The following is a 26,456-nucleotide window of genomic DNA, read 5'->3' as shown; positions in this document are numbered from 1 at the left end:
ACCGAGGTCCCCGCGGTCCCGGTCATCAACCCGGCCCTCGGCGGCGCAGCCGCCGCCGCAGCCCTCGGCGGCTTCCTCCTCATCCGCCGCCGCCGGAACAGCGCGGGAGGCGTTCTCTAGCCCGCCCCGGCAGCACCTCTCCGGACACACCGGCCGGTCCCTCCCCGACACCACGGGGAGGGGCCGGCCGTTTCCGCCGCGTCACCCCGCCGCCGGCCCGGCGCCGACCGGTGCGCCGCCTCCATCGTGCCGATGGCGCCCACCTCAGGAGCCCTCACCTGACCGCACGGGGAGTACGCAGGCCACGCGGGGCCCCGGAGCACTCGCCGGGCCCCGGCTTCCGGGGCGCCCGGGCGCCGGGGCCGAGCGTAAAGTTTGCGGTGTGAACCCGCGACTGACTTTGCTCAGTACGGTGGCTCTCGGTGTCCCGGAGAGCGAAATCTTCCGGCTGGCACTCCAGCACGCCGTGGGTGAGCTGCGCGCTCTGGGCGGAATGATCCATCTCTGTGGTCCCACATCCGTGTTGTGCCTGGCGTCGGCCGTCGGTCTGCCGCCCGCCCTCACCCGCTCCTGGGAACTCATCGACCAGCAGAGCCCGCTCCCCCCGGCGCGTGCCCTGCGCCGAGGCACCGGTGTCTGGCTGCCGCTGCCCCCCGGCGAAGCCGCCGACGCCCCAGGGCCCGGCACAGGCCTGGCCGCCCTGCCGGTGTCCGGCGGGGGCCGGATCGTGGGCACCCTCACCGTTCTGACAGGCGACCGGAGCGAGCCCACCCCGGAGCACTGGGACTTCCTCCGGACCGTCGTCGCATGGGCCGAGGAGCGCATGTCGCAGGCTCCGAAGATGGTCGAATCCGCGCCGCAGGAACTCGACAGTGAGCAGCCCTGGCAGGGAGTGCCCGGGCTCAGGGTCGCTTGGTGGGACTGGAACCTCCAGACCGGTGAGCTGATCTGGGACGCCGCGATGATGGAGTTCTACGGCAGCAGACCGGCCGATTACACCGTAGAGATCCAGAACTGGATGCACGTCCTCCACCCCGACGACCTGGCACCCACACTGGCGGAGGCGCAGCGGGCGATCCGCGACCACTCGGTGTACGAGGCCGCTTACCGGGTACGGCGGCTGGACGGCACGTACGGCTGGTCGCGGGCCCGCGGTCTGCCCACGTACGACGACCAGGGCCGGCCGTTCCGGATGGTCGGCGTGCGATGGGAGAGCAGCGAGTCGCCTTCCGCTCGGGACGCCCTCAGCCGGGCCCTTCGCCAGATGAGCGACGGTTTCCTGGCGGTGGACGCCGAATGGCGCATCATCTTCACCAATCTGGAAGCGGAACATGTGCTGGGTTTCTCCCAGGAGGAACTCTTCGGGCGTGTGCTGTGGGAGTTGCCCGCCGCACGGTGGATCAAGGGCCTGGAGCGTCGCTGTCGGAAGGCCGCCGCCGAGGAGCAGCCCGCCAGCTTTGATGTACGCCTGCCGGACACGGGGCGTCGCTACCGGCTGCGGCTGGTCCCGGGGCCCGTGGGCTGCGTCCTCTACCTGACGGACGTCACCGAGAAACTGCGTATGGAGGAGGAGCGCCGGGCGGCCGAGCGTGCCGCGTCCGAGCGAGCGGCCCAGATCACGGAGCTGACCGCGGCGCTCGCCAAGGCGACGACCTCGCAGGACGTGGTGGACGCGGTCGCGCAGTGGGTGCTGCCACCGTTCGACGCCGTCGGACTCATGGTGCAGGTCATCGAAGGAAAGCGGCTCATCGGTGTCGGAGCCGTCGGCTACGCGGACGACTTCCTCAAACTCCTGAACAGCCGCAGCACAGCGGGCACCAGCCCGTCCTGGAATGTGATCCGGTCCGGAGCACCGGCGTTCCTGTCCTCGCCGCAGGAATACGCCGCGTACTCGTCCGATCACGGCGACCTGCCCGGCATCGCCCACAAGCAGGCCTGGGCGTTCCTGCCGCTGACGGCGTCCGGTCACACCTTCGGTGTGTGCGTGGTGTCCTGGGACCGTCCGCATCGGCTCAGCGACGACGAGCGCTCCTTGCTGACCACGATCAGCGCCCTGGTCGCGCAGGCCCTGGAGCGGGCCCGGCTCTACGACGCCGAGCGCATCCGGTCCCGCGAACTCCAGCGCAGCCTGCTTCCCACCGGCCTGCCCGATCTGCCCGCATGCGTGACCGCCGCCCGTTACCTCCCCGCCGGGCAGGGCATGGACGTGGGCGGTGACTGGTACGACGTCATCCCGCTCTCCAGCGGCCAGGTCGCCCTCGTCGTCGGTGACGTCATGGGCCACGGCCTGCCCGAGGCGGCCGCCATGGGCCGCCTGCGCACGGCCGTCCACACCCTGGCCGCCCTCGAACTGCCCCCCGACGAAATCATGGGGCACCTCAACGAAATCGTCGGCGGCATGGGCGAGGAGTCGTATGTGACCTGCCTGTACGCGCTCTACGACTCCACCACCCAGGTCTGCTCCATCACCCACGCCGGGCACCCGCCCCCGGCCCTGGTACACCCCGACGGCACCGTGCGGTTCCTGGAACTGGGCGCCGACCCGCCTCTAGGTGCGGCCGAGCCGCCGTTCCAGACGGTCGAGCTGACGCTGCCCGAAGGGACCCTGGTCGTGCTCTACACCGACGGCCTCGTCGAGTCGGCGAAACGCGACATCGACGCGGGCATGGCGGACCTGGCCCGGCTCCTGCGTACCGCCCACAAGGACGGCGGCGACGCGGATCTGGAGCGCCTCTGCGACACTCTGACGGCCGGCCTGCTCCCCGCCGAGCACCAAGCGGCCGACGACACAGCGCTCCTCGTCGCCCGCCTCCACGCCATGGACCCGGACAGGATGGCCTCCTGGCCGCTCACCGAGGACCCGAAGGCGGCCGGCCTGGCCCGCCGCCACGTCCGTGAGCAACTTTCCGCCTGGGGCCTTGACGACCTGACATTCACCACGGAACTGCTGGCCAGCGAACTGGTGGGCAACGTCGTACGCCACGCCAAGGGCCCGGTCAGCCTGCGTCTGCTGCACGGAGCCGAGCTGATCTGCGAGGTCTTCGACGGCAGCCTCACGATGCCCCGTATGCGCCGCGCCGCTGACACCGACGAAGGCGGCCGCGGGCTGCAACTGATCACGGCGCTCTCGCAACGCTGGGGCAGCCGCTACACGGCGAAAGGAAAGTGCATCTGGACCGAGCAGGCCCTGCCCGGCCCGGACCGCCGCGGGAACCAGTCGTCCGATGCCCTGGAGCTGATGTTCCCGAGCACGGACGGATTCGACGTGGACCCGACCGCGGACTTCGGGGAGGAGGAGTAGCAAACTTGACGCACAGCGGGCGCCCGCTCATGAACGCCCCGGTCATCAACCCGGCCCTCGGCGGCGCAGCCGCCGCAGCCCTGGCGGCTTCCTCCTCATCCGCCGCCGCACCGGCACCATCCCAGGGCCCGGCCCTTGGCGACGCCCTGCTCTTCCACGTCCGTCACCGCCCGCTCGCCAGTGCCTCGCGTACTCCCGCTTCCTTCGGGCCGAGGAAGTGGGGGTTCGGGCGGAGCGTCGTTTCCAGGGCCGCCTTGCTGGCCGCGAAGATCTCGCGGACGCCGCCGTAGTACCAGGTGACATCGCGCTTGTCGGCCACGCCGACGCCGTAGGAGTCGATGCCCGCCGCCTCGCACAGCGCCACCGCGCGCCGGATGTGGAAGTCCTGGCTGATCAGCACGGCCCGGTCGACGCCGAAGATCTTCTTCGCCCGGACGCAGGAGTCCCAGGTGTCGAAGCCCGCGTAGTCGCTGACGATGCGCCCGCCAGGCACGCCGTGCCGCGTCAGGTACGCGCGCATCGCGTCCGGCTCGTCGTAGTCCTCCCGGCTGTTGTCGCCGGTGACGAGGACGACCTCGATCCGGCCCGCCCGGTACAGCCGCGTCGCCTCGTCCAGCCGGTGCGCGAGGTACGGCGACGGCTCGCCGTTCCACAGGCCGGCCCCGAAGACGACCGCGACCTCGGCGCGCGGCGCGTCCGCGGTGCCGCGCAGCCGGTCGGCCGTGGACAGGTGCAGCCAGGTCGCCGGTGACAGCGCCAGCACGCACCCGGCCACCACGCCCCGCACCAGCCGCCGCTGCCCGGCCCGGGTGCGCGGCAGACGCGGTCGACGGATCCTCATGCGGTGCCCCCGATTCTCCCCGGGTCTCCCGGGTGGCCTCGCCCCGGTCGCTTCCCGCTCTGAAGGACGCGGCGCGCGGTGGTCCGGTTCGCCTCACGGCGCGCGGGCGAACTCCCGCCGCCCCCGCCCTTCGCGTGAACGACGGCGGGCGAGGGGAGTGTGAACGGCAGCCCCCGAGCGCGGCTCAGCGCACGCGCGGGGTGCAGCCGGGTTCGGCGGGGATGGAGCGGAACATTCCGCGAGCGCGAAAGTCATCGCTATCGCGGCGTCGGCGCAGCGACCCGAATGGCGGAATCTGAACGGGGACGGCATCAGGCGATGCAGCCATTGCTGCAAACCCCTTGCGGCATTCCAAGGTGGCTATTCGTCTCTCCCCCCGCGAAGGTGCGCATAACGACGCCGCACTCAGTCAACACGCAGCTTCGAGGGTTTTCAAGGGTCGGCAAATTCACCGGAAATGAAGGATTGTTTTCAAAACGTTACACGCGCTCATGCAACCGTTTCGGTGGGTGATTGTTTGAAACCTGCATTTCGCCGCGTCATTTATGCGTGAAAGGTGATTTATGATCCGGGATCGGGCATCTGTGGGATCCGGTACCTTCGGGTGCGAGATTCACCAGGGGTGGAGCGGTGTCGGCACTCCCGGAACGATGCTCTCCGTTCACATCGTGGATAACGGTCCGATAACAGAACTGCGGGTCGGCTTCCCCTCACGGCGTGCGGCCCGGGGGTGTGATCTGCCGGAAAACGGCCGTGACCGGCAGGCAACGGGTACGCAACCTGCTGCCGTCAGGATCTGTGCATGACGGCGTCGAACCACCCTCGCGACGAGTCCCGTATCCGCCTCGACAGCACGGCGCACCTCATGCACAGCATCAGCAGTCAACTGGCCCGTCGGCTCGGCCACATCGCGCTCGACGGCAGCCGCCGCCCCGGCCCGCCCGCCCTGGTCCTCGTGGCGCACGGCAGCCGCGACCCGCGCGCGCTGCACACCGTACGCGCGCTCATGGAGCGGATACGGCGGCTGCGTCCCGCCGTGCCGGTCAGGCTCGGCCACATCGAGCTGAACGAGCCGCTGCTTCCCGACACCCTCGCCGGTCTCGGCGGCGCCCCCGCGGTACTCGTCCCGCTGCTGCTCAGCCGCGGCCACCACGTCAAGCGCGACATCCCGGAGGCGGTCGCCGCCGCGGCCCCGCACGCGCGCGTGGCCGCCCCGCTCGGCCCGCACCCGCTGCTCGTGGACACCCTGTGCGCCCGGCTCATCGAGGCCGGCTGGCGCATCCGGACGACCGAGGCCGCCCGCCGCGGCAGTGGGATCGTGCTCGCCGCCGCAGGTTCCCGGGACGCCGACTCGGCGGCCGACACCCGCCGTACGGCCCGCCTCCTCGCCGACCGCCTGGGCGTGCCCGTCGTCCCCGCCTACGCGTCCGCCGCGACTCCGACCGTGCCCGCGGCCCTGCGCGCGCTGGCCGACCGCGGCCGGCACCGGATCGCGGTGGCCTCCTGCTTCACGGCCCCGGGCCGGTTCGCCACCCAGTGCGCCGAACAGGCCCCCTGGATCGCGTCCGCCCCGCTGGGCGCCCACCCCGCGCTGGCCCACCTGGTCCTGCACCGTTACGACCAGACACTGGCGACCCCGACGAGCGCCGCACCCGAACTGACGTCGGCGTGACACCAGCGGCGGCCGCGACACGCTAGGCGCACAACCCGGGAGACCACCCGACGTCGCACGCGACACCGTAGCCGCAAGACCCGGAAGGACACGGGGCGGCGCCCATGAACCCCGTGTCCCCGCACGCCCGGACGCGTCGTACGCGGCACTGTAGGCGCGACGCCCCGGGGGGAGGGCACGGAGCGGCGCCCATGGAACCCCCTGGCACCCCGCGCCCCGACGCCTCCCGGTGGACGCGCGGGTGCTCGGTCGGCGCCCGAATGTGCCGGTCGCCGCTTACCGTCTAGACATGGCACCCGCACCCCCTGCCGGCTACGACCCGGCGTCGGCCGACCGCTGGGCACCCGAACCCGACAAGCGCCCCGGCCGCACCGCGTTCCAGCGCGACCGCGCGCGCGTGCTGCACTCCGCGGCGCTGCGCCGCCTGGCCGGCAAGACCCAGGTGGTGACGCCCGGCACCATGGGCCCGGCCTGGGACGCCAGCCCGCGCACCCGGCTCACCCACTCCCTGGAGTGCGCCCAGGTCGGCCGGGAACTGGGCGCCGCACTCGGCTGCGACCCCGATCTGGTCGAGGCGGCCTGCCTCTCCCACGACCTGGGCCACCCGCCGTTCGGGCACAACGGGGAACAGGCGCTCAACGAGTTCGCGCGGGACTGCGGCGGCTTCGAGGGCAACGCCCAGTCCCTCAGACTCCTCACCCGCATCGAACCGAAACGCTTCACTCCGGAGGGCTCCGTCGGGCTGAACCTCACCCGCGCGGTCCTCGACGCGGCGACCAAGTACCCCTGGCCGCGCGGCGCCCACCCCCGCGACCCCGCCTCGCCCAAGTTCGGGGTGTACGAGGACGACCGGCCGGTCTTCGACTGGGTCCGCAAGGAGAGCCCCGGCACCCGCACCTGTTTCGAGGCCCAGGTCATGGACTGGTCCGACGACGTGGCGTACTCGGTGCACGACGTCGAGGACGGCCTGCACGCCGGCCATATCGACCCCGGCGCTCTGCGGGCCGGCCCGGAGCGCCGGTCGGTGTTCGAGGTCGCCGTCGGCCGGTACGCGCCCGCGGACACCGACCACGCCGAACTGGCCGCCGCCCTAGACCGGCTCCAGGGCCAGGAGTGGTGGCCGCACGGCTACGACGGCACCGCGGTCGCCCAGGCCCGCCTCAAGGACGCCACCAGCCAGCTCATCGGCCGGTTCTGCCTGGCCGCCGAGGGCGCCACCCGGGCGGCCCACGGCAACGGGCGGCTGACCCGGTACGGCGCCGAACTCGTCGTACCCCGGCAGACCCGGATGGAGTGCGCGGTCCTCAAGGCGGTCGCCGACCGGTATGTGATGCAGCGCGCCGAGCAGGAGCGGCTGCGCGCCGACCAGCGTGTCGTCGTCGCCGAACTGGCCGAGGCGCTGACCGCGCGGGTCCCCGACGGCCTGGACCCGCAGTTCCGCGCCCTGTTCGGGACGGCGGCGGACGACAGCGCCCGCAAGCGTGTGATCGTCGACCAGATCGCCTCGCTCACCGACGCCTCCGCGCGCTCGTTGCACGCGCGCCTGACGGGACGGACGTGACCGACGCATGAGACTGATGTGACGTATGTGACACGGACGTGACCCTCCGTGGCCTGATCGGGTCACTCCCCCTTCCCGCGCCACGCTCCGTGCGGGAGGCTCGCATCTGGCGGCACGTTTACGAGGAGGCATCAAGTGGTCGACGCGGACCAGACATTCGTCATCGTCGGAGGGGGCCTGGCCGGGGCCAAGGCGGCCGAGACGCTCCGGTCGGAGGGCTTCACCGGCCGGGTGATACTGATCTGCGACGAACGAGACCGCCCCTACGAGCGTCCACCGCTGTCCAAGGGCTATCTGCTCGGCAAGGAGGAGCGCGACAGCGTCTTCGTGCACGAACCCGCCTGGTACGCGCAGAACGACGTCGAACTGCACCTCGGCCAGACGGTCGACGCGATCGACCGCGCCGCGAAGACCGTACGCTTCGGCGAGGACGGCACCCTCGTCCACTACGACAAGCTGCTCCTCGCCACCGGCGCCGAGCCCCGCCGCCTCGACATCCCCGGCACCGGCCTCGCGGGCGTCCACCACCTGCGCCGTATCGCCCACGCGGAGCGGCTCAAGGGGGTGCTCGCCGCGCTCGGCCGGGACAACGGCCACCTCGTGATCGCGGGCGCCGGCTGGATCGGCCTCGAGGTCGCGGCGGCGGCCCGCCAGTACGGCGCCGAGGTCACCGTCGTACAGACCTCGCCGACCCCGCTGTACGGCGTCCTCGGCCCCGAACTGGGCAACCTCTTCGCCGAACTGCACCGGGAACACGGGGTCCGCTTCCGCTTCGGCGTGCGCCTGACCGAGATCGTCGGCCAGGACGGCATGGTCCTCGCCGCCCGCACCGACGACGGCGAGGAGCACCCGGCGCACGACGTCCTCGCCGCGATCGGCGCGGCCCCGCGCACCGCGCTGGCCGAGTCGGCGGGCCTGGCGGTCGCCGACCGGGCACACGGCGGCGGCATCGTGGTGGACGAGCGGCTGCGCACCTCCGACCCCGACATCTACGCGGCCGGTGACGTGGCGTCCTACCCGCTCGCGCTGTTCGGCACCCGGCTGCGGGTGGAGCACTGGGCCAACGCTCTCAACGGCGGCCCCGCCGCGGCCCGCGCGATGCTCGGCAGGGACGAGGTCTACGACCGCGTGCCCTACTTCTTCACCGACCAGTACGACCTGGGGATGGAGTACAGCGGCTGGGCGCCGCCCGGCTCGTACGACCAGGTCGTGATCCGCGGGGACGCGGGCAGGCGGGAGTTCATCGCGTTCTGGGTGAAGGAGGGGAGGGTGCTCGCCGGGATGAATGTGAACGTGTGGGATGTCACAGGCCCCATCCAGCAGCTGATCCGCTCCGGGGCCCGGGTGGACACGGAGCGCTTGGCGGACCCGCATGTGCCGTTGGCTGCGCTGGCTTGAGCGTCTGCCTAGGTGGACAGAACACTTAAGGCGTCTGCCGGGTTCGGTTGTCTCGCGGGTGCGGCGTCGTTGTGGCTGGTCGCGCAGTTCCCCGCGCCCCTTCAGTCTTCGGGGCGCTGCCCGGCGGGTGCGGGTCTTCTCGCGCAGTTCCCCGCGCCCCTTCGGGGTGCTGCCGTCCCCGTAGAATCACCTCGTGGCAGGACGGATCAATGACGAGGACGTGAAGGCGGTACGGGACGCGGTCCCGATCGACGCCGTGGTGTCCGAGTACCTCCAGCTGCGCAACGCCGGCGGTGGCAACCTCAAGGGCCTGTGCCCCTTCCACGACGAGAAGTCGCCGTCCTTCCAGGTCAGCCCGAGCAAGGGACTCTTCCACTGCTTCGGCTGCCAGGAGGGCGGCGACACCATCACGTTCGTGATGAAGGTCGACCACCTCTCCTTCTCGGAGGCGGTCGAACGCCTCGCCGCCCAGGCGGGCATCACCCTGCGCTACGAGGAGGGCGGATACAACCCGGCGCACCAGCGCGGCGAGCGGATCCGCCTGGTCGAGGCCCACAAGATCGCCGCACAGTGGTACGCGGAACAGCTCGCCACCAGCCCCGAGGCCGAGACCGGCCGGATCTTCCTCGCCGAGCGCGGCTTCGACCAGGCGGCGGCCGTGCACTTCGGCGTCGGCTACAGCCCCCAGGGCTGGGACCACCTCACCCGCTATCTGCGCGGCAAGGGCTTCACCGACAAGGAACTGGTCCTCTCCGGTCTCTCCCAGGAGGGCCGCCGCGGCCCCATCGACCGGTTCCGGGGCCGGCTGATGTGGCCGATCCGGGACATCGGAGGCGAGGTCGTCGGCTTCGGCGCGCGCAAGCTGTACGAGGCGGACAACGGCCCCAAGTACCTCAACACCCCCGATACGGCGATCTACCGGAAGAGCCAGGTCCTCTACGGCATCGACCTGGCGAAGAAGGAGATCGCCAAGAGCAGCCGCGCGGTGGTCGTCGAGGGCTACACCGATGTGATGGCCTGTCATCTGGCCGGGGTCACCACGGCCATCGCCACCTGCGGTACGGCCTTCGGCGGCGACCACATCAAGATCCTGCGCCGGCTGCTGATGGACAACGGCTCGGCGCGGGTGATCTTCACATTCGACGGGGACGCTGCGGGCCAGAAGGCCGCGCTGCGCGCCTTCGAGGACGACCAGAAGTTCGCCGCCGAGACATACATCGCCATCGCGCCGGACGGCATGGACCCCTGCGAGCTGCGCCTGGCCAAGGGCGACGAGGCGGTGGCCGACCTGGCCGAACCCCGCACCCCGCTCTTCGAGTTCGCGCTGCGCCAGATCGTCGGCCGCTACGACCTGGACACGCCGGCGGGCCGCGCCGCCGCCCTGGACGAGGCCGCGCCCGTCGTCGCCCGCATCAAGAACAGCGGCGCGCAGCACGAGGTCGCGGTCGAACTGGCCGGGCTGCTCGGCATCCTGGACACCCAGTTCGTGGTCAAGCGGGTGGCGCAGCTGGCGCGTTGGGCGCGCGAGCGCGGTGGCGGCGGGCGGGCCCCGGCGCCGGCCCGTGGCCCGCAGCAGTACGAGGCGGCGGCCCCCCGCCGGACCGGCTCAGGACCCGCCCTCAACCTCCGCAACCCGGTGTACGCGACGGAACGCGAGCTGCTGAAACTCGCCCTTCAGCGCCCGGAGTTGGTCTTTCCGACGTTCGACGCGTACGGCGTCGACGAGTTCACCGCCGCCCCGTACGCGGCCGTCCGCGAGGCCGTCATGGAGGCGGGCGGCGCCGAGTACGGCGTACAGGACCCGCAGGAGTTCCTGGTCCGTGTGCGGGAGGCGGCCCCGGACGACACCGTACGCGCGATGGTCACGGAACTGGCCGTCGAGGCCATCATGCGCCGCACGGTCGACGAGACCTATGCGGGTGAGCAGCTCGTGACCGTCCGCCGCCGGGCCGTGGAGCGGCGGATCCAGGAGATCCAGATCACCGTCCGCCGTCTGGAGGCGGGCGGCGACCCCGCCCAACTGGCCGCCGCCCGCAACGAACTGTGGGTCCTCCAGCAGTACGACCAGGCCCTGAAGGTGCACGGCGCGGCAGCGCTGTGACCCTCAGCCCTGCGGCGACTCGGGCGGTTCGACACCGAGATGGCCGGCGACGGCCCCGATCTGTTCCATCATCGCTACCTGCCCGGACACCAGAGCACCGAGCAACTTGCTGTGCTCTGCGAGTGTCTTGGAGTGCGCCGTGAGCGTCTTGCTGTGCTCCAACTGCGTCTGCCGCAGAGCCTGCATCAACTGGACATCGGCCCGCCGCTGCTCCTGTAGCGCGGCCACGTCGCGATCCGAGTTCACGGCGAGGTGCCGCGTCGCGGCCTGTTGCTCACCACGTCGTGCATCTGCGCCTCCAGCCGCCGCGCAGTTCCTCGATCTCGCCCATGCCCTCATCCTGCCCTAGCTCAGCGGGTCCCAGTGTCCCCGTTTGTCAGTCCGATGGTCAAACGAGCTGAGTAATCGGCCGGTCACGGAACGGACGCAAAAATTCATCGCACGACCCTCGTGGCGGTGATGTGTCGTACCCCACACTGGGGTGCGGTGCCTGAGTCCTCGGAGCGCGGCAGATCCGTCCCCCACGGGTCCCACATCCCCGCGGTTCCGCTCATCTCGTACGGGACGGACAGCGGCGAGGCCGTCGATTCCGCCCCCGACGTACCGCTGCCGCACACCCGGGCAGCGATCATCCTGGAGGTCGCCCCCGTGCAGACCCAGACCCTCGCCCAGACCGACGTCAGTACGACGGACGCGCCGGACACGCCGGATGCCGGGAACGGCGTCATCGTGGCCGTGCCCCCGCAGAGCCGCGCAGCGCTGCACCCCGAGACGGAGCCGGACGGCCCGGCCGGGCCCGCAGAGCCGCCCGCCCAGGCGTTCGCCGCCGAGGCACCGGAGCCCGCCGAACCGCCCGCCGCGCGCGCCGAGACCGGCGGCCCCATCTCGGACCTGTTCCGCCAGTACCTGCGCGAGATCGGCCGTATCCCGCTGCTCACCGCGGCGGACGAAGTCGAACTCGCCCGCCGGGTCGAGGCCGGACTCTTCGCCGAGGAGAAGCTGGGCAGCACCCCCGACCTGGACAGCCGGCTCGCCCACGACCTGGACCGGCTGGTCGTGCTGGGCCGGATGGCCAAGCGCCGGCTCATCGAGGCCAACCTGCGCCTCGTGGTCTCCGTGGCCAAACGGTACGTCGGTCGCGGACTGACCATGCTGGACCTCGTGCAGGAGGGCAACCTCGGTCTGATCCGGGCCGTGGAGAAGTTCGACTACGCCCGCGGCTACAAGTTCTCCACGTACGCCACCTGGTGGATCCGGCAGGCCATGTCCCGCGCGCTCGCCGACCAGGCCCGCACCATCCGGGTGCCCGTGCACGTCGTGGAACTCATCAACCGGGTCGTCCGGGTGCAGCGCCGCATGCTCCAGGAGCGCGGCCACGAACCCACCCCGGAAGAGGTCGCCGCCCATCTCGACCTGCCGCCCGAGCGGGTCGGGGAGGTGCTGCGGCTCGCCCAGGAGCCGGTGTCGCTGCATGCGCCGGTCGGCGAGGAGGACGACGTCGCCCTCGGCGACCTCATCGAGGACGGCGACGCCGCGAGCCCCGTGGAGTCCGCCGCCTTCCTGCTGCTCAGGGAGCACCTGGAGGCGGTGCTGTCGACGCTGGGGGAGCGCGAACGCAAGGTCGTCCAGCTCCGCTACGGGCTGGCCGACGGGCGGCCCCGCACCCTGGAGGAGATCGGGCGCATCTTCGGCGTCACCCGGGAACGGATCCGCCAGATCGAGTCCAAGACCCTCAACAAACTCCGCGACCACGCCTTCGCCGACCAACTACGCGGCTACCTCGACTGACGGGGGCCACCCGCCGCACGGCGAGCGGCCCCGGTGCGGTCGCATGGGGTCAGTCGAGTTCGGCGACCGCCTGGGCGAACTGCGCCTTGTAGAGCCGGGCGTAGGCACCGTCGGCCGCCAGCAGCTCGGCGTGCGCGCCCTGTTCGACGATCGAACCGTTCTCCATGACGAGGATGGTGTCCGCGTCCCGGATGGTGGAGAGCCGGTGGGCGATGACGAACGACGTCCGGCCGTGCTGGAGCTTCGCCATCGCCTTCTGGATCAGCACCTCGGTGCGGGTGTCGACGGAGCTGGTCGCCTCGTCGAGCACCAGGATCACCGGGTCGGACAGGAACGCCCGCGCGATGGTGATGAGTTGCTTCTCACCGGCGCTGACCCCCGTGCCCTCGTCGTCGATCACCGTGTCGTAGCCGTCCGGCAGGGTGCGGATGAACCGGTCGGCGTGGGCCGCCCGCGCCGCCTCCTCGATCTCGCCCCGGGTGACCTCGCGGGCGGCGCCGTAGGCGATGTTCTCCGCGATCGTGCCGCCGAACAGCCAGGTGTCCTGGAGCACCATGCCGATGCCGGAGCGCAGTTCGTCCCGGGACATCCGCGCGATGTCGACGCCGTCCAGGGTGATACGCCCGCCGGACACGTCGTAGAACCGCATGAGCAGATTGACCAGCGTGGTCTTGCCCGCACCGGTCGGGCCGACGATCGCGACCGTGTGGCCGGGCTCGACCTTCAGCGACAGGTCCTCGATCAGCGGCTTGTCCGGGTCGTAACGGAAGGACACACCCTCCAGCGCCACCCGGCCGCGCAGCTCGTCGGGCCGCTCGCCGGGCACCGGATCCGCCTCCTGCTCCTCCGCGTCCAGGAGTTCGAAGACCCGCTCGGCCGAGGCGACACCCGACTGCACCAGGTTCGCCATCGAGGCGACCTGGGTCAGCGGCATCGAGAACTGCCGTGAGTACTGGATGAAGGCCTGCACATCACCGATGGACAGCGAGCCCGAGGCGACCCGCAGACCGCCGACGACCGCCACCAGTACGTAGTTGAGGTTCGAGACGAACATCATCAGCGGCTGCATGATCCCGCTGTTGAACTGCGCCTTGAACCCCGCGTCGTACAACGCCTCGTTCTGCTCGGCGAACTGCCGCGCCGACTCCTCCTGCCGGCCGAACACCTTCACCAGGGTGTGCCCGGTGTACATCTCCTCGACGTGCGCGTTCAGTTTGCCGGTCGAGCGCCACTGCTGCACGAAGTGCGGCTGGGAGCGCTTGCCGACCCGGGTGGCGACGACGAACGACAACGGCACGGTGACGAGCGCGACCAGCGCCAGCAGCCACGACACCCAGAACATCATCGCCAGCACGCCGATGATGGTGAGCAGCGAGTTGATCAGCTGCCCCATCGACTGCTGGAGCGTCTGCCCGATGTTGTCGATGTCGTTGGTGGCCCGGGACAGCACCTCGCCGCGCTGCCGCTTGTCGAAGTACGACAGCGGCAGCCGCGACAGCTTCGTCTGCACGTCCTCGCGCATCCGGTACATCGTGCGGTTGACGGACCGGTTCACCAGCCGGGTCGCCACCGCCATCAGCAGACCGGCCACCAGGAAGGTGCCCAGCGCGAACAGCAGGACATTGCCGACGGCGCCGAAGTCGATGCCCCGGCCCGGGGTGAAGTCGGTGCTCTTCAGCATGTCCGCGACGGCGCCCTCGCCCCGCTCACGCATGGACCGGAGCACCTGCTCCTTGGTGGCCCCGGCCGGCATCTGGCGGCCGATGATGCCCGCGAACACCAGGTCGGTGGCCCTGCCGAGGATCTTCGGGCCGATCACGCTGAGGCCCACGCTCACGACCACACACAGCAGCAGGGCGTAGATCGTGAGGCGCTCGGGCCGGAACTGGGCGATGAGCCGCTTGCTCGACTTCGTGAACTCCATCGACCGCTGGTCCGGGCCGGCCCCGCCCATCATGCGTCCCATGGGACCGGCCATCAGGCAGCCTCCGCTTCCGTGAGCTGGGAGAGCACGATCTCCCGGTAGGTCTCGTTGCCGGCCATCAGCTCGTTGTGGCGGCCGGTGCCGACGACCCGGCCCTCGTCCAGCACCACGATCCGGTCGGCGTCCCGGATGGTCGCCACCCGCTGGGCGACGATCACCACGGTGGCCTCGGCGGTCTCCCGGGCGAGCGCGCCGCGCAGGGCGGCGTCGGTGGCGTAGTCCAGAGCGGAGAAGGAGTCGTCGAAGAGATAGATCTCCGGGCGCTGGACGAGCGTACGGGCGATGGCCAGCCGCTGGCGCTGACCGCCGGAGACATTGGTGCCGCCCTGCGCGATCGGCGCGTCCAGGCCGCCCTCCAGCCGCTGCACGAACTCCTTGGCCTGCGCCACCTCCAGCGCCTGCCACAGCTCCTCGTCGCTGGCGTCCGGATTGCCGTAGCGCAGGTTGGTGGCGACGGTGCCGGCGAACAGATACGGCTTCTGCGGCACCAGGCCGACCGTCCTGGCGAGCAGGGCCGGATCGACGCTTCCCACGGACACGCCGTCCACGAGCACCTCGCCCTCGGTGGCGTCGAACAGCCGCGGCACCAGCCCGAGCAGCGTCGACTTGCCGCTGCCCGTGGAGCCGATCACGGCGGTCGTCTCGCCCGGCCGGGCCACCAGGTCGACGGACCTCAGCACCGGCTCCTCGGCGCCCGGGTAACGGAAGCCGGCCCCGCGGATCTCCAGATGCCCGTGCCGGCGCAGCTCCGTGACCGGCGCGGTCGGCGGCACCACGGACGACTCGGTCTCCAGCACCTCCTGGATGCGCTCGGCGCACACCTCCGCGCGCGGCACCATCATGAACATGAAGGTGGCCATCATCACGGACATCACGATCTGCATCAGATAGGCGAGGAACGCGGTCAGGTCGCCGATCGCCATCTCGCCGCTGTCGATGCGGTGGGCGCCGAACCACACGACCGCGATCGAGGAGACGTTCACCACGGTCATCACGATCGGGAACATCAGCGCGAGCATCTGCCCGGTGGCCAGCTGCATGTCGGTCAGGTCACCGTTGGCCTTGCGGAACCGGTCCTGCTCGTAGGTGTCCCGCACGAAGGCGCGGATGACCCGGTTGCCGGTGATCTGCTCGCGCAGTACCCGGTTCACCGTGTCCAGCCGCTCCTGCATGGACCGGAACAGCGGACGCAGCCGACGCACGATCAGCGTCACGCTGATGCCCAGCACCGGTACGACCGCGACCAGTACCGTGGACAGCGGGACGTCCAGGCCGAGGGCGAGGATGATGCCGCCCACGCACATGATGGGCGCGGACACCATCAGCGTGAACGTCATCAGGACCAGCATCTGGATCTGCTGCACGTCATTGGTCGTACGGGTGATCAGCGAGGGCGCCCCGAAGTGGCCCACCTCACGTGCGGAGAAGGACTGCACCCGGTCGAAGACGGCGGCCCGCACGTCCCGGCCGAGCGCCGACGCGGTCTTCGCGCCGTAGTACACGGCACCGATGTTGCACACGACCTGGGCGAGGGAGATGCCGATCATCAGCGCGCCGAAGGACAGGATGTAACCCGTGTCACCCTTCACGACGCCGTTGTCGATGATGTCCGCGTTGAGCGTGGGCAGATAAAGAGTGGCGCTCGTCTGCAGGAGTTGCAGCAGCACCAGGAGAACTATGGGTTTCTTGTAGGGCCTGAGACAGGTCCGCAGAAGTCGTATGAGCACGCTGGGTCTCTTCGAGTCGGCGAGTGGGGGCTGGTCGGTACGCCCTTGGCCCCTATCGTCGGACACTCCACCCGTGTTACCTCAACCGATTAACCCGAAAGCGGATCCGCCGCCGGTCCGGTACGGGAACGGCATGCAAACAATGTCCGCTATGCCTGGAAGGCCCCGGGGTGGGTCTGCTCCCGTACCGACACGAACTGCTGGCGCACCGCCTGCCCCACGGCCAGATCGTCCCCCGGCTCCAGCACCTGCGCCGCCGCGCCCTGCCAGGCGGGCGGGGTACGCGGGTCGAGCGAGCCCTGCGAGACACCCAGCGCCCACGCGGCCTGCCGGGCGGCGCCGACCGCGGCGTAGTCGGCGGGCTGCGGCACGACGACCTGCGCGCCGAACAGCGAGGGCGCCGCCGCCTGCACCGCGGGCAGCTCGGCCGCCGGACCCAGCAGGAAGACCCGGCGCACCTCCACGCCCCGCCCGCGCAGCACGTCCAGCGCGTCCGCGAGAGCGCACAGCATCCCCTCGAAGGCGGCCCGCGCCAGATGCTCCGCCTTCATCGACTCGCGCCGCAGCCCCGCCAGGGTTCCCGCGGTGTGCGGCAGGTTCGGGGTCCGCTCGCCCTCCAGATAGGGCAGCAGCACCAGACCGTGCGACCCCGGCGTCGACTTCATCGCCAGCTCGGACAGCCCCTCCAGATCGGGCAGGCCGAGCAGTTCGGCGGTGCCGCGCAGGACCCGTACGGCGTTCAGGGTGGTGACGACCGGCAGGTGCAGGCCGGTGGCGTCGGCGAGCGAGGTGATCATCCCGGACTGGTCGGTCAGTGCCTCCGGATGGACCGCCATCACCGAGCCCGAGGCGCCCAGCGACACCACGGCGTCCCCGAGACCGATACCGAGCCCGAAGGCGGCGGCCATCGTCTCCCCGGTCCCGGCGGAGATCAGCAGCCCCTCCGGCGTCGTACCGGCCGCGTCCGCCGGGCCGATCACCTCGGGCAGCACGGCCTGGTGACCGAGCGCCAGCTCGATCAGATCGGGCCGCCAGCCGCCGGTGGCCGCCGACCAGTACCCGGTCCCTGAGGCCCCGCCCCGGTCGGTGGTCCGCCGCACCGGCCGGCCGAGCAACTGCCACACCAGCCAGTCATGGGCCTGTAGCAGCAGGGCCGTGCGCAGCGCGTTCTCGGGTTCGCTGCGGGCGAGCCAGCGCAGCTTGGTCACCGGATGGGCGGCCTGCGGCACACAGCCCACCGCCTGCGCCCACGCCTCCCGCCCGCCGAGCGCGTCGATCAGATCGGCCGCCGCGACCTGCGCCCGCTTGTCGCCGCCCACCAGCGCCGGACGCACCGTGTTGCCCTGCGCGTCGAGCGGGATCAAAGCGTTCTGCTGCGCGGAGACGCCGATCGCCTGTACGCCCTCGAGCAACCCGCCGCCGGCCGCCTCCCCCAGGGACAGCAGCCAGGCCTGCGGGTCGATGTCGGAGGGACGCCCGCCGCCGGGACTCTCCACGGGGTGCGGCGCATAGCCCTGCCGGAGCACGGCCCCCGTGTCCGTGTCGCAGACGACGATGCGAGTGAAATCGGGCGAGCTGTCCAACCCGGCGACTATCCCCATGACCGAAATTCTGCCGTATCGCGGCGTCTGCTTTGGCCGTGGGCGGTGCATCGCTTCCCGGGTGCCCGGCCGGGCACCCGGGAAGCGGCCGACTACCTGGGGCTGGTCCCCCACTCGTCCTCGCCGGAGCCGCCGGCGGCGCGCTCCCGCAGGGTGCGCACCCGGTGGGCCACCGAGTCGGGCATGCGGTCACCCACCTTGTCGCTCACGGTGTGCAGCGCCCGCCCCGCGAACCGCCGCCCCTGCTGGGCCGCCGTCTCGGCGGTGTTGCGGACGGCCGGGTTCTGCGCGAACTGCAGAGCGGACTTCTTCAGCTGCTCGTAACGCTCGCGTCCGGCCCTCGTGCCCAGTACGTAGCCCAGGGCGAGTCCGGCGACGAACGTGAGCCGGTAGCGCATGACGGCCACCCTTTCCTTGCGTAGGTCTGCTGGTACGACATCGGCACGGGGAGAGTACCGATTGGCGGAGCACCCCCCTGCTTGCGCTAATGTATGTGTCGCAGCGAGCGCGCGCCCCCTGGCGGATACCCAGGGAGGTACGTTCGATGCGATGAGGCATTCCTCCGTAGCTCAATTGGCAGAGCAGCCGGCTGTTAACCGGCAGGTTACTGGTTCGAGTCCAGTCGGGGGAGCTCGGTCCTCCGTAGCTCAATTGGCAGAGCAGCCGGCTGTTAACCGGCAGGTTACTGGTTCGAGTCCAGTCGGGGGAGCATGCTGAACGAGGACCCCGTAGGGGTCCTTTTTCATGTCCGCGTTTCATGTCCGCGCCGAATCCCGGGAACCGCCGGGCACGGGGCGGAGTCCTCAAGGTCATGTGGAGCCGACCATCCGAGGCAGGAGATCGTATGAGCGGCTATGCTGCGGCAGACGGCGCGCACACTTGTACGCGACACGCCGCTATGGGGCGGTAGCTCAGCCGGTTAGAGCAGCGGACTCATAATCCGTCGGCCGTGGGTTCGAGTCCCACCCGCCCCACCGAGGCAGGAACGTTTTCACCTGCGGCAGAGCGTCGGCCCCTCCGTGCCGGAGGGGCTTTCATCGTCTCTGAAGATCGTCAGCTCAGCCGAAGCCCAACCGAGACGTAGACGATCACGACGGCCGGGGCTCCCCAAGCAACTCGCCGCCGTGTCGCGGGAGCACCCCTCCAATGGGCGAGCGGCGGCCTCCCCGGGCGTCTGGCATGAAGAGGCCCAGGCCGGGTCGGCGTCCCGTCGGGGCCCGTCGAGACTTCAGGCGCGGGCCTGAACCATGAGGGTGCCGATGTGCCCGGCCTTCGGGGCATCCACCTCGGTCGCCCCGGCGGTGGCGAATCCGGCCCTGAGCAGAAGCCGTTCCCACATGGCGGGCCGGTAGCTGTACCGGTAGGTGAACATCGCCTTCCCGGCGAAGCCGCCCTTGTGCATGCCCTGCGGGCCGTAGGCGCCGGGGATGGCCGGCGGCTGGGAGAAGACGAAGACACCGCCGGGCGCCAGGTGCTCGCGGATAAGGGGGAAGAGGCGGGACGGGTCGGTGAACCAGGCCGCGCCGAAGATCGAGTACACCGCGTCGTAGCGGCCCTCGTGGGTGGCGAGCCAGTCCAGGATCTCCCCCTGCTCGATCCGCACGCCGAGCGGCGCCCACTTCTCGCCCGCGCGCTGCACCATGCGCGGCGACAGGTCCACGCCGGTCGCCTTGACGCACTGCTGCGCGAGGTGGGCGAGGGCGCGGCCGGTGCCGCAGCCGACCTCCAGCACGGACTCCGGGGCGCCCAGGAGTTCCGGGCCGGGGCCGTGGCCGGCGTACTGGGTCCAGCAGAACGACGGCTCGGCGTCGTCCTTGAACGCCGACTCGGCGTAGGCGTCCCACAGTTCGGTCTCGGCGGCGATGTCGTGCGGTACGGGCACAGCGTGTTCCTTCGGTCGTCAGGATGCGGGAGCCCCGCCCTCGGGGAGCTGTGAGGGCGGGGGCGACTGTAGCGGGGTCAGTGGCTGTCGGGGACCTTGTCGTCGCACGGGGAGCAGTCCGCGCCGTCGATGGCCCACAGTTCCTCGTCGATCGCCCAGCCCCGGCTCTTCAGGAAGTCGCCGGGTTCGACGTGAACACCGGGCCGTGGGAGCTGGTCTTTCAGGACGCGTCAACGGCGAAGGCGACGCTCGCCGCCTACGACCGACCGCCGGAGGAATGACCACCCCTGAACGTCCGAAAGCGGCCCCGCCTCTGCCGAAGCAGGAGCGGGGCCGCGATGGTCGGCGGAGGAGGTGCTGAGCAAGCGCGCCGTCGGCCGTTCCGGAGACGGCCGTGCCGCGCATCGCTCGCCACACCGTGTGTTGCCGGGACCGGTTTCGCGATTCGTGGTCGGCGATGTCCTTTCCGGCACGGGCGCTGTCGCACCGGCGGTGCGGGGCGTGGGCGTTGGCCGGTCGAGGAGGCTGCCGCCCCTTCGAACAGCGGCACTTCGCAGCCAGCAGGGGAGGGGTTGGGTGCGGAGCCGGTCGACGGGGCGGCGACAGGTGCGCCCGTTGCGGGGGTTGTCGGCCACGGGCGCCACCGGTGAGGTGGCTGTGAGGGCGAGCAGGCGGTGCGCGGTTGGGTGCTGACGGAGTGTCATGCATCGTGCGTGGGGGCTGTGCGTGGGTGGTGTGGCTGTGGTGTGAGGTTGGGGTTCGCCGTCGGGTGTTCCTGGTGGGCGACGAGTTGCATGCCCTATATGTCCGAGTAGGCTGGAAACACCGAAATGACCAGCAATAGCAAAGGGGTGTGGTCATGATCGGTAACTATTCGAAGCGATCCATCGTTTCAGCGTCGGCTCTGCTCCTCGCCTTCGCACCGGTTGGTCTCCAGCAGGCGGTGGCGGTCACGCCCAGCCAGACTCCCACCAAGGCGTCAGCAGCGGTTTCCAGTGTGGAGGACTACCGGAGGGGCTTCCAGGCCGGCTTCCGGACCGGGTACTCGGACGCCAGGGACGACTGCAAGATGGAGCGCGGCCGGCAGTACGGGCACGGGTTCAGCAGAGCGGGCGACTACATCCGCGGTTGGTCCAGTGGCTACAGTGCCGGGTTCGCAAGGGCAGAAGCCCGGTACTGCTGAGCCTGGCAACGCCCCGTCTGCGGGCGGTGGTTCGCGGCTCACTTTGTGAGTGACGCTGTGACGGACGAGCCCCAGCCGGGTCTCCTGGCTGGGGCTTCGTTGTGCGCCTGCGGTGCCGGTGCCCTTGCCCTCTTCGCGGCGGTCAGGGCGCCGTGGTGACGCCTTCGGCGATGAGGTCGTCGATGATCTGCTCGACGGCCTGGTGCATCTCGTCGTCGGTCAGGGTGCCGCACGCGCCGGGCTCGGTGGTGCCGGCGCCTTCGTCGGTGGAGTCGCGGAGTGTCTGTTCGAGCCAGGCCCGGCATGCGGCAAAGACGCCGGTGACTGCGGTCGGCGTGGGCTCAGTGGTGGTGGGCGCGGAAAGTTCGGAGACCGGGATGCCGTCGCCGAAGGCGTCCTTCAGGGCGTCGTCGGCGATCTTGTCGGCCTCGTCGCTCTTCATCCACTCCGTGATGACTTCGCCGGTCAGGCGCCGCAGTGTCGTGTTGTCGAGGCCGTCGCACTCGGCGGGCCTGCCGTCTTCTTCGTCGTTCTTCGCGGCCTTGGACGCCTGCTCCTTCAGCGCCGCCTTGCAGGCTTCGGGGCCGGCTTCCGTCTCGCCGCTGCCGCATCCGGCCGTGAGGGCGGTGAGCGCGAGCAGGGCAGCGCACAGGGCAGTACGGATCTTCATGGTTCCCCCCAGTAGGTGCTGAGGGGGCATCATCCGCCGGGTGGTGGTGTTGTGCGGGTGCTGTGGCCGTGTTGTGACCGTGCCGGGTGGCTGACGGGGTCGGGGGGCGGGAGCCGTGGGCGAGTTGATGCATCCTGCGCCTCCCACGTGGAGTGCAGGGGCATGGCGGACACCCCGGTGATACGGCGCGGTCGTCCCCGGGTTTTTCCCGTCGGCCGCGCCGTCCTCCGCACCCGGAGTGCGCGCCGTGCTCCCCGCCCGCACCTCGATCTCGGGCCCGACGGGCTTGGGCACGGGCCGGGCTGGGCAGGACGATCAGGACGAGGCACTGGGAAGCATGAGGAGGGCGCCATGGACCGCCGGATCCGTGTTCGTGTCAGCCGCCGGCCCGCCGCCCCCCGCGGCCAGGAGATCGACCGCAGGACCCCTTCGGGGCGGATCCTGCCGTACTGAACGGTGTGACCCGGCGCTTCGAAGCGGTGACTGCCACGTCACCGTCGTGCGCCCGGCACCGTCCGTTTCCCCGTACATGCTTGTCGGCGAGGGGCAGTTGGCCGGAGCGCTCGCCACGTCGGTTCGGAGCCCATGCCGAGCACGGTCGGCGGCAGGGACGGCAAGGACGGCAGGCGGGGCAGGGGACATCGGGCATACGGCCGCGGCGCGGTCACGGCTCAGGCGGCCAGCGGGTTCAGGACCAGCGGCTCGATCTTGCCCTCCAGCATCGCGCCGATGCCCTGGACGGCGCACACGTCGGGCCGTTCGGCGATGTTCACCGGCATCCCGGTCGCCTCCCGCAGCATCTGGTCCAGGCCGGGCAGCAGCGCGGAGCCGCCGACCATGACGATCCCGACGTCGGCGAGGTCGGCGACCAGGTCGGGCGGGCAGTCCCGCAGCACCTTGCCGATGCCGTCGAGTACGGCCGTCAGCGGGGTGTGGATGGCCTCGCGCACGGCGGCGGTGTCGATCTGCACACTGCGCGCGAGACCGGTGGCCACGTCCCGGCCGTGGATCATCGTGGACACCGGGCCGTGCGGGGTCAGGCCGTTGCCGGACAGGGCCAGTTGCAGCGGTCGTACGGACTGGCTGGGCAGCACCAACTCGTGTGCGTGCCGCAGATGTTGAACGATCGCATGGTCGACGGCCTCACCGCCGACCGGGATCCGTTCGGCGGTGACGATCGAGCCGAGCGACAGGACGGCGACCTGGGTGGCGGCGGCACCGCATACGACGATCATCGTGCCCTGGGCGCGTTCCACGGGCAGACCGCAGCCGACGGCGGCGGCGATCAGGGTGTCCACGAGTTCGACGCGGCGGGCGCCGAGGCCGGCGAGCGTCTCGATCGTCGCCCGCTGGGCCAGCGGATCGGCGTCGTGCGGGGTGCAGGCGGCGGCGCGCAGCCGCGCCTTGCGGCGCAGCGCGCGGCGGATCTTGTCGCCGAGAAGATGGCGCAGCATCCGCTGCGCCATCTCGATGTCGACGACGGTGCCGCCGGACACGGGCCGCACGACGCGGATGTAACCGGGGGTGCGTCCCGTCATCCGCTCCGCCAGCTCGCCCACGGCGATGAGCGCGCCGGTGCGGGTGTTCACCGCGGCGGCCGACGGCTGGTCCACGACGAGGCCGACGCCCTTCACATAGACGCGGGTGCGGGCCGCGCCCAGATCGACGGCGAAGTGGCAGCGGCGCAACTGCTCCAGACTGACGGTCACGGCAGATCCTCCCGAGTGCGCAGGCCGTGGCGGTGCCGCCGGTTGGCGGGCCTCTTACGTATCCTCCGCCGCCGACGCGCCCGACGCCTCCGGAAAGGGGCCGATCGGGGTACCCCCGGCAACGCGCAACGCCCCGGCAACACGCTGCCCGCGGGCAGACCGGCACCGGGTGGCTAGGCCGAGAGAGTGGCTAGGCGGAGAAGGCGGCTAGGCCGAGAGAGTGGCTAGGCGGAGAAGGCGGCTAGACCGAGAGGGTGGCGTTGCGCCGATCGGGTGACGCGAGGGAGGGAGGGGAGGGAGACGGGCGGCGTGGGCCCTGTGGTGGGTGGAGGCGTGGTGCCGGGTCGGTGGGGGGCGCGCGTCCGGGGTGGGTGGTGTGGCCCGGTCGGGTGGCACCGGTGAGGGGCGGTCGGTGGGCTCCGGCCCTGTGGTCTGGGTGGGGGTGCAGGTGGGGGTGCAGGTGCAGGGCGCGGGTTCGGGCCGTTGGCGGGCCCTGCCTCGCGGGCCGGGTACGCGGCGGCCGGGTGCCGGTGCGCCCCGGCGCCGGGTACGTGGCGGTCGCGGCGGCACCGGCAGGCTCGGCGGCGGCACGCTCGATGTGTCGTACGACGACGGCGCGTACCGGCAGCGGGTCGGGCGCACCGCCGACCGCGGGGCCGCCGGGCACGGCGCGCTGACCGCGCCCGGCGATGCCACCCACGTGTCACCGCGCGCAGCGGGGGTGACCTGACGGCATCGTGCACCAAAGGGGCGCGGGGAACTGCGCGACCAGCCACGACGGCGCTGCGGCCGAAGACGGTGCCGTGGTCCGGCTCTCCCAGCGGAGCGTCTCGGGGGACGGCGGTGCCGTGGTCCGGCTCTCTCAGCGGAGCGTCTCGCGGGACGGCGGTGCCGTGGTCCGGCTCTCTCAGCGGAGCGTTAGAGCGCGCGTTTCATGATCTTGCCCAGGTCGTTGCGGGGGAGCGCGGTCAGATGGTGGACGACGCGCGGGCGCTTGTGCGGGGCCAGGCGGCGGGCCACATGGTCGGCCAACTCCTCGGCTCCGGGCGGGGACTGGGCATCCACGGGCACGATCCATGCCACGATCCGCTCGCCCAGGTCCGCGTCCGGCTCCCCGGTGACGGCCGCCTCGCTCACCCCCGGATGTTCCAGCAGCGCGTTCTCGATCTCCCCGGCGCCGATCTTGTAACCCCCGCTCTTGATCAGGTCGGTGGCCTTCCGGCCGACGATGCGGACATAGCCGTCGGCCTCGCGCACCGCCATGTCGCCGGTGCGGAACCAGCCGTCCGCGGTGAAGGCGGCGGCGGTGGCGTCGGGCCGGTTGAGGTACTCGGTGAACAGGTTCGGGCCGCGTACCTGGATCTCGCCGATGCTCTCCCCGTCGTAGGCGGCGAGGACCGTGCCGTCCTCCTCCACCAGCCGCAGCTCCACGCCCGGCAGCGGCACTCCGACCGTGCCCGCGCGGGGCTCACCGTCGACCCGCACGCTCGTGTTCATGAGGGTCTCCGTCATGCCGTACCGCTCGATCACCCGCTGCCCGGTCGCGGCCGTGATCCGCTCGTGGTCGTGCACCGGCAGCGCGGCCGAGCCGGAGACCAGCAGCCGGGCCCGGCCCAGCGCCTTGGCCAGCCCGGGGTCCTCGGGCAGCGCCTCGGCGATGCGGTGGTACATGGTCGGAACCCCGAAGAGCATGGTCGCGCCGTCGTTCAGCTCCCGGGTCACGCCCTCGGTGCCGAACCGCCCCAGGTGCCGCACCGAGCCGCCGCGCCGCAGCGGGCCGAGGACACCCAGCACCAGCCCGTGCACATGGAACAGCGGCAGCCCGTGCACCAGGACGTCGTCCGCGGTCCACCGCCAGGCGTCGGCCAGCGCGTCCAGGGTGGCGGTGAGCGCGCGGCGGGGCAGCACCGCGCCCTTGGGCGGGCCGGTGGTGCCGGAGGTGTAGACGATCAGCGCGGGGTCGCCGTCCGCCGCGCTGTCCTCGGGGACCTCGCCGCCGCCGTGCGCGTCCACGTCGAGCCGGGGCGGCCGGGCCGCCGGTGCCGGGAGCCGGGCGCCGGGCGCGGCCAGCACCAGGGAGGGCGAACTGTCGGAGAGGATGTGGGCGAGTTCGCCCTTGCCGGACTTCGGGTTGAGCGGTACGGCGGCCACCCCGGCGAGCAGGGCGCCCACCACGCCGACGGCCGTCTCCGGCTCCGGCGTCGCCCATACGGCGACCCGGCCCGCGCCCCGGACCTGGGCGGCCACGGCGCCCGCGGCGGCGCCCAGTTCCGCGTACGTCAGCGACCGTTCACCGAACCGCAGGGCGACGCGCTCGCCCGGACCGCCCACCAGGGCCGGAAAGAGAAGGGACACGCGGCGCACTCCTTACCCGTCGGGGAGCACCGCCACAGCGCTCCGCACGCTCCTGTACTCCTGTATCACCGACGGTAGAGGATCGGACCACCGACGGTGGAGGATCGGACCGCCGGCGAAGGCACAGACCGTGCGGGAGCAGCGGAACGCGGTGGCGGGCTGTGGCGGGCTCAGGCCGCCGTCTCGACCACGTCGGCGACCACGCAGCTGACGTTGTCCGGGCCGCCGGCGGCGTTCGCCTCGCCGATCAGGGCGCCGACCGCCGCGTCGGGGGCCGCGGCCGTGGACAGCACCTGCGCGATCCGGTCGTCCGTCACGACCCCGGACAGGCCGTCGGAGCACAGCAGATACCGGTCGCCGGGCAGCGCGTCACGCAGCTTCAGGTCGGGGGTGCTCGCGTCACCGCCGAGCGACTTCAGGAGCAGGGCGCGCTGCGGGTGCGTGGTGGCCTCCTCCGGGGCCAGCCGGCCCTCGTCGAGCAGCGACTGGACCACGGTGTGGTCGTGGGTGATCCGGAACAGGCGGCCGTCGCGCAGCAGATAGGCGCGCGAGTCCCCGATGTGCACCAGGGCCAGCCGTGAACCCGTCAGCAGCAGCGCGGTCAGCGTGGTGCCGACCTCCGCCGCGCTGCCGGCCGTGCCGCCGGCCGCGCTGCCGGCCGTGCCGCCGGCCGCGCTGCCGGC

19 protein-coding genes, 3 tRNA genes and 1 pseudogene are annotated in these 26,456 nt (G+C 71.5%); 12 read left to right on the top strand and 11 right to left on the bottom strand.

Going from position 1 to position 26,456, the window contains the following annotated elements:
• The first annotated feature begins 24 nt into the window (after window positions 1-24).
• Both ABT245_RS43175 and ABT245_RS43170 read left to right on the top strand, forming a co-directional pair.
• Entirely contained in the window at window positions 25-120 is a 96-nt protein-coding gene (locus ABT245_RS43175; protein WP_351745839.1) for an LPXTG cell wall anchor domain-containing protein, read from the top strand.
• Between the two features lie 262 nt (window positions 121-382).
• The gene (locus ABT245_RS43170; RefSeq protein ID WP_351745836.1) at window positions 383-3,301 is read left to right on the top strand and encodes a SpoIIE family protein phosphatase; all 2,919 of its coding nucleotides are present in this window, start codon (window positions 383-385) and stop codon (window positions 3,299-3,301) included.
• A 163-nt stretch (window positions 3,302-3,464) separates the two neighbouring features.
• On the opposite strand, the gene ABT245_RS43165 is transcribed toward ABT245_RS43170, so the two are convergent.
• Window positions 3,465-4,142 (bottom strand): SanA/YdcF family protein, encoded by a 678-nt coding sequence (locus tag ABT245_RS43165; protein WP_351745833.1) that lies wholly within the window; start codon window positions 4,140-4,142, stop codon window positions 3,465-3,467.
• A gap of 802 nt (window positions 4,143-4,944) precedes the next feature.
• On the opposite strand from ABT245_RS43165, the gene ABT245_RS43160 reads away from it, so the two are divergent.
• From ABT245_RS43160 to dnaG, 4 genes are all read left to right on the top strand, one after another.
• Entirely contained in the window at window positions 4,945-5,814 is an 870-nt protein-coding gene (locus tag ABT245_RS43160) for a sirohydrochlorin chelatase (protein WP_351745830.1), read from the top strand.
• A 289-nt stretch (window positions 5,815-6,103) separates the two neighbouring features.
• The gene (locus ABT245_RS43155) at window positions 6,104-7,375 is read left to right on the top strand and encodes a deoxyguanosinetriphosphate triphosphohydrolase (protein ID WP_351745827.1); all 1,272 of its coding nucleotides are present in this window, start codon (window positions 6,104-6,106) and stop codon (window positions 7,373-7,375) included.
• A gap of 135 nt (window positions 7,376-7,510) precedes the next feature.
• Window positions 7,511-8,773 (top strand): NAD(P)/FAD-dependent oxidoreductase, encoded by a 1,263-nt coding sequence (locus tag ABT245_RS43150; RefSeq protein ID WP_351745825.1) that lies wholly within the window; start codon window positions 7,511-7,513, stop codon window positions 8,771-8,773.
• A gap of 193 nt (window positions 8,774-8,966) precedes the next feature.
• Window positions 8,967-10,874, top strand: a complete 1,908-nt coding sequence (dnaG, locus tag ABT245_RS43145) for a DNA primase (RefSeq protein WP_351745822.1) — start codon at window positions 8,967-8,969, stop codon at window positions 10,872-10,874.
• Between the two features lie 3 nt (window positions 10,875-10,877).
• Here the strand turns inward: dnaG and ABT245_RS43140 are convergent, their stop codons facing one another.
• Complete coding sequence (locus ABT245_RS43140) at window positions 10,878-11,102, bottom strand: hypothetical protein (protein ID WP_351745819.1); 225 nt, start codon at window positions 11,100-11,102, stop codon at window positions 10,878-10,880.
• Window positions 11,103-11,360: 258 nt separating this feature from the next.
• On the opposite strand from ABT245_RS43140, the gene ABT245_RS43135 reads away from it, so the two are divergent.
• Window positions 11,361-12,662, top strand: coding sequence for an RNA polymerase sigma factor (locus ABT245_RS43135; RefSeq protein WP_351745817.1), 1,302 nt, complete (start codon window positions 11,361-11,363; stop codon window positions 12,660-12,662).
• Window positions 12,663-12,711: 49 nt separating this feature from the next.
• On the opposite strand, the gene ABT245_RS43130 is transcribed toward ABT245_RS43135, so the two are convergent.
• The 4 genes from ABT245_RS43130 to ABT245_RS43115 all read right to left on the bottom strand — a co-directional run bounded on the left by ABT245_RS43130 (window position 12,712) and on the right by ABT245_RS43115 (window position 18,372).
• The gene (locus tag ABT245_RS43130) at window positions 12,712-14,640 is read right to left on the bottom strand and encodes an ABC transporter ATP-binding protein (protein WP_351745814.1); all 1,929 of its coding nucleotides are present in this window, start codon (window positions 14,638-14,640) and stop codon (window positions 12,712-12,714) included.
• Complete coding sequence (locus ABT245_RS43125; protein ID WP_351745811.1) at window positions 14,640-16,373, bottom strand: ABC transporter ATP-binding protein; 1,734 nt, start codon at window positions 16,371-16,373, stop codon at window positions 14,640-14,642. Before ABT245_RS43125 ends, ABT245_RS43130 begins: the two co-directional genes overlap by 1 nt.
• Window positions 16,374-16,522: 149 nt before the next feature.
• Window positions 16,523-17,974: a xylulokinase gene (locus ABT245_RS43120; protein ID WP_351745808.1), complete on the bottom strand. Its 1,452-nt coding sequence runs from the start codon at window positions 17,972-17,974 to the stop codon at window positions 16,523-16,525.
• Window positions 17,975-18,066: 92 nt separating this feature from the next.
• Complete coding sequence (locus ABT245_RS43115; protein ID WP_351745806.1) at window positions 18,067-18,372, bottom strand: YtxH domain-containing protein; 306 nt, start codon at window positions 18,370-18,372, stop codon at window positions 18,067-18,069.
• 160 nt (window positions 18,373-18,532) lie between these two features.
• On the opposite strand from ABT245_RS43115, the gene ABT245_RS43110 reads away from it, so the two are divergent.
• The 3 genes from ABT245_RS43110 to ABT245_RS43100 all read left to right on the top strand — a co-directional run bounded on the left by ABT245_RS43110 (window position 18,533) and on the right by ABT245_RS43100 (window position 18,948).
• A tRNA-Asn gene (locus ABT245_RS43110) sits at window positions 18,533-18,605 on the top strand.
• 5 nt (window positions 18,606-18,610) lie between these two features.
• Window positions 18,611-18,683, top strand: a tRNA-Asn gene (locus tag ABT245_RS43105).
• Window positions 18,684-18,874: 191 nt separating this feature from the next.
• Window positions 18,875-18,948, top strand: a tRNA-Ile gene (locus ABT245_RS43100).
• A gap of 254 nt (window positions 18,949-19,202) precedes the next feature.
• Here the strand turns inward: ABT245_RS43100 and ABT245_RS43095 are convergent.
• Window positions 19,203-19,856, bottom strand: a complete 654-nt coding sequence (locus ABT245_RS43095) for a class I SAM-dependent methyltransferase (protein WP_351745803.1) — start codon at window positions 19,854-19,856, stop codon at window positions 19,203-19,205.
• Between the two features lie 185 nt (window positions 19,857-20,041).
• Between ABT245_RS43095 and ABT245_RS43090 the strand changes: the two are divergent.
• Window positions 20,042-20,137 (top strand): annotated as a pseudogene (locus ABT245_RS43090) (XRE family transcriptional regulator); the annotation flags it as partial.
• 1,044 nt (window positions 20,138-21,181) lie between these two features.
• Here ABT245_RS43090 and ABT245_RS43085 read toward each other — a convergent pair.
• Together ABT245_RS43085 and ABT245_RS43080 are read right to left on the bottom strand one after the other, a co-directional pair.
• A complete protein-coding gene (locus tag ABT245_RS43085; RefSeq protein ID WP_351745801.1) occupies window positions 21,182-21,709 on the bottom strand; it encodes a hypothetical protein in 528 nt (175 codons plus the stop codon).
• A gap of 671 nt (window positions 21,710-22,380) precedes the next feature.
• Window positions 22,381-23,418 (bottom strand): rod shape-determining protein, encoded by a 1,038-nt coding sequence (locus ABT245_RS43080; protein ID WP_351745798.1) that lies wholly within the window; start codon window positions 23,416-23,418, stop codon window positions 22,381-22,383.
• A 412-nt stretch (window positions 23,419-23,830) separates the two neighbouring features.
• Between ABT245_RS43080 and ABT245_RS43075 the strand changes: the two genes are divergently transcribed.
• Window positions 23,831-24,148, top strand: a complete 318-nt coding sequence (locus tag ABT245_RS43075) for a hypothetical protein (RefSeq protein ID WP_351745795.1) — start codon at window positions 23,831-23,833, stop codon at window positions 24,146-24,148.
• A 188-nt stretch (window positions 24,149-24,336) separates the two neighbouring features.
• On the opposite strand, the gene ABT245_RS43070 is transcribed toward ABT245_RS43075, so the two are convergent.
• A complete protein-coding gene (locus ABT245_RS43070) occupies window positions 24,337-25,773 on the bottom strand; it encodes an acyl-CoA synthetase (protein ID WP_351745792.1) in 1,437 nt (478 codons plus the stop codon).
• 170 nt (window positions 25,774-25,943) lie between these two features.
• On the bottom strand, window positions 25,944-26,456 hold a 513-nt coding region (locus tag ABT245_RS43065), incomplete at its 5' end, for a PP2C family protein-serine/threonine phosphatase (protein WP_351745790.1).

It is taken from the genome of Streptomyces sp. NPDC001508 (genome assembly GCF_040298665.1).
Lineage (GTDB): Bacteria > Actinomycetota > Actinomycetes > Streptomycetales > Streptomycetaceae > Streptomyces.
This window is presented reverse-complemented; position numbering and strand designations above follow the sequence as displayed.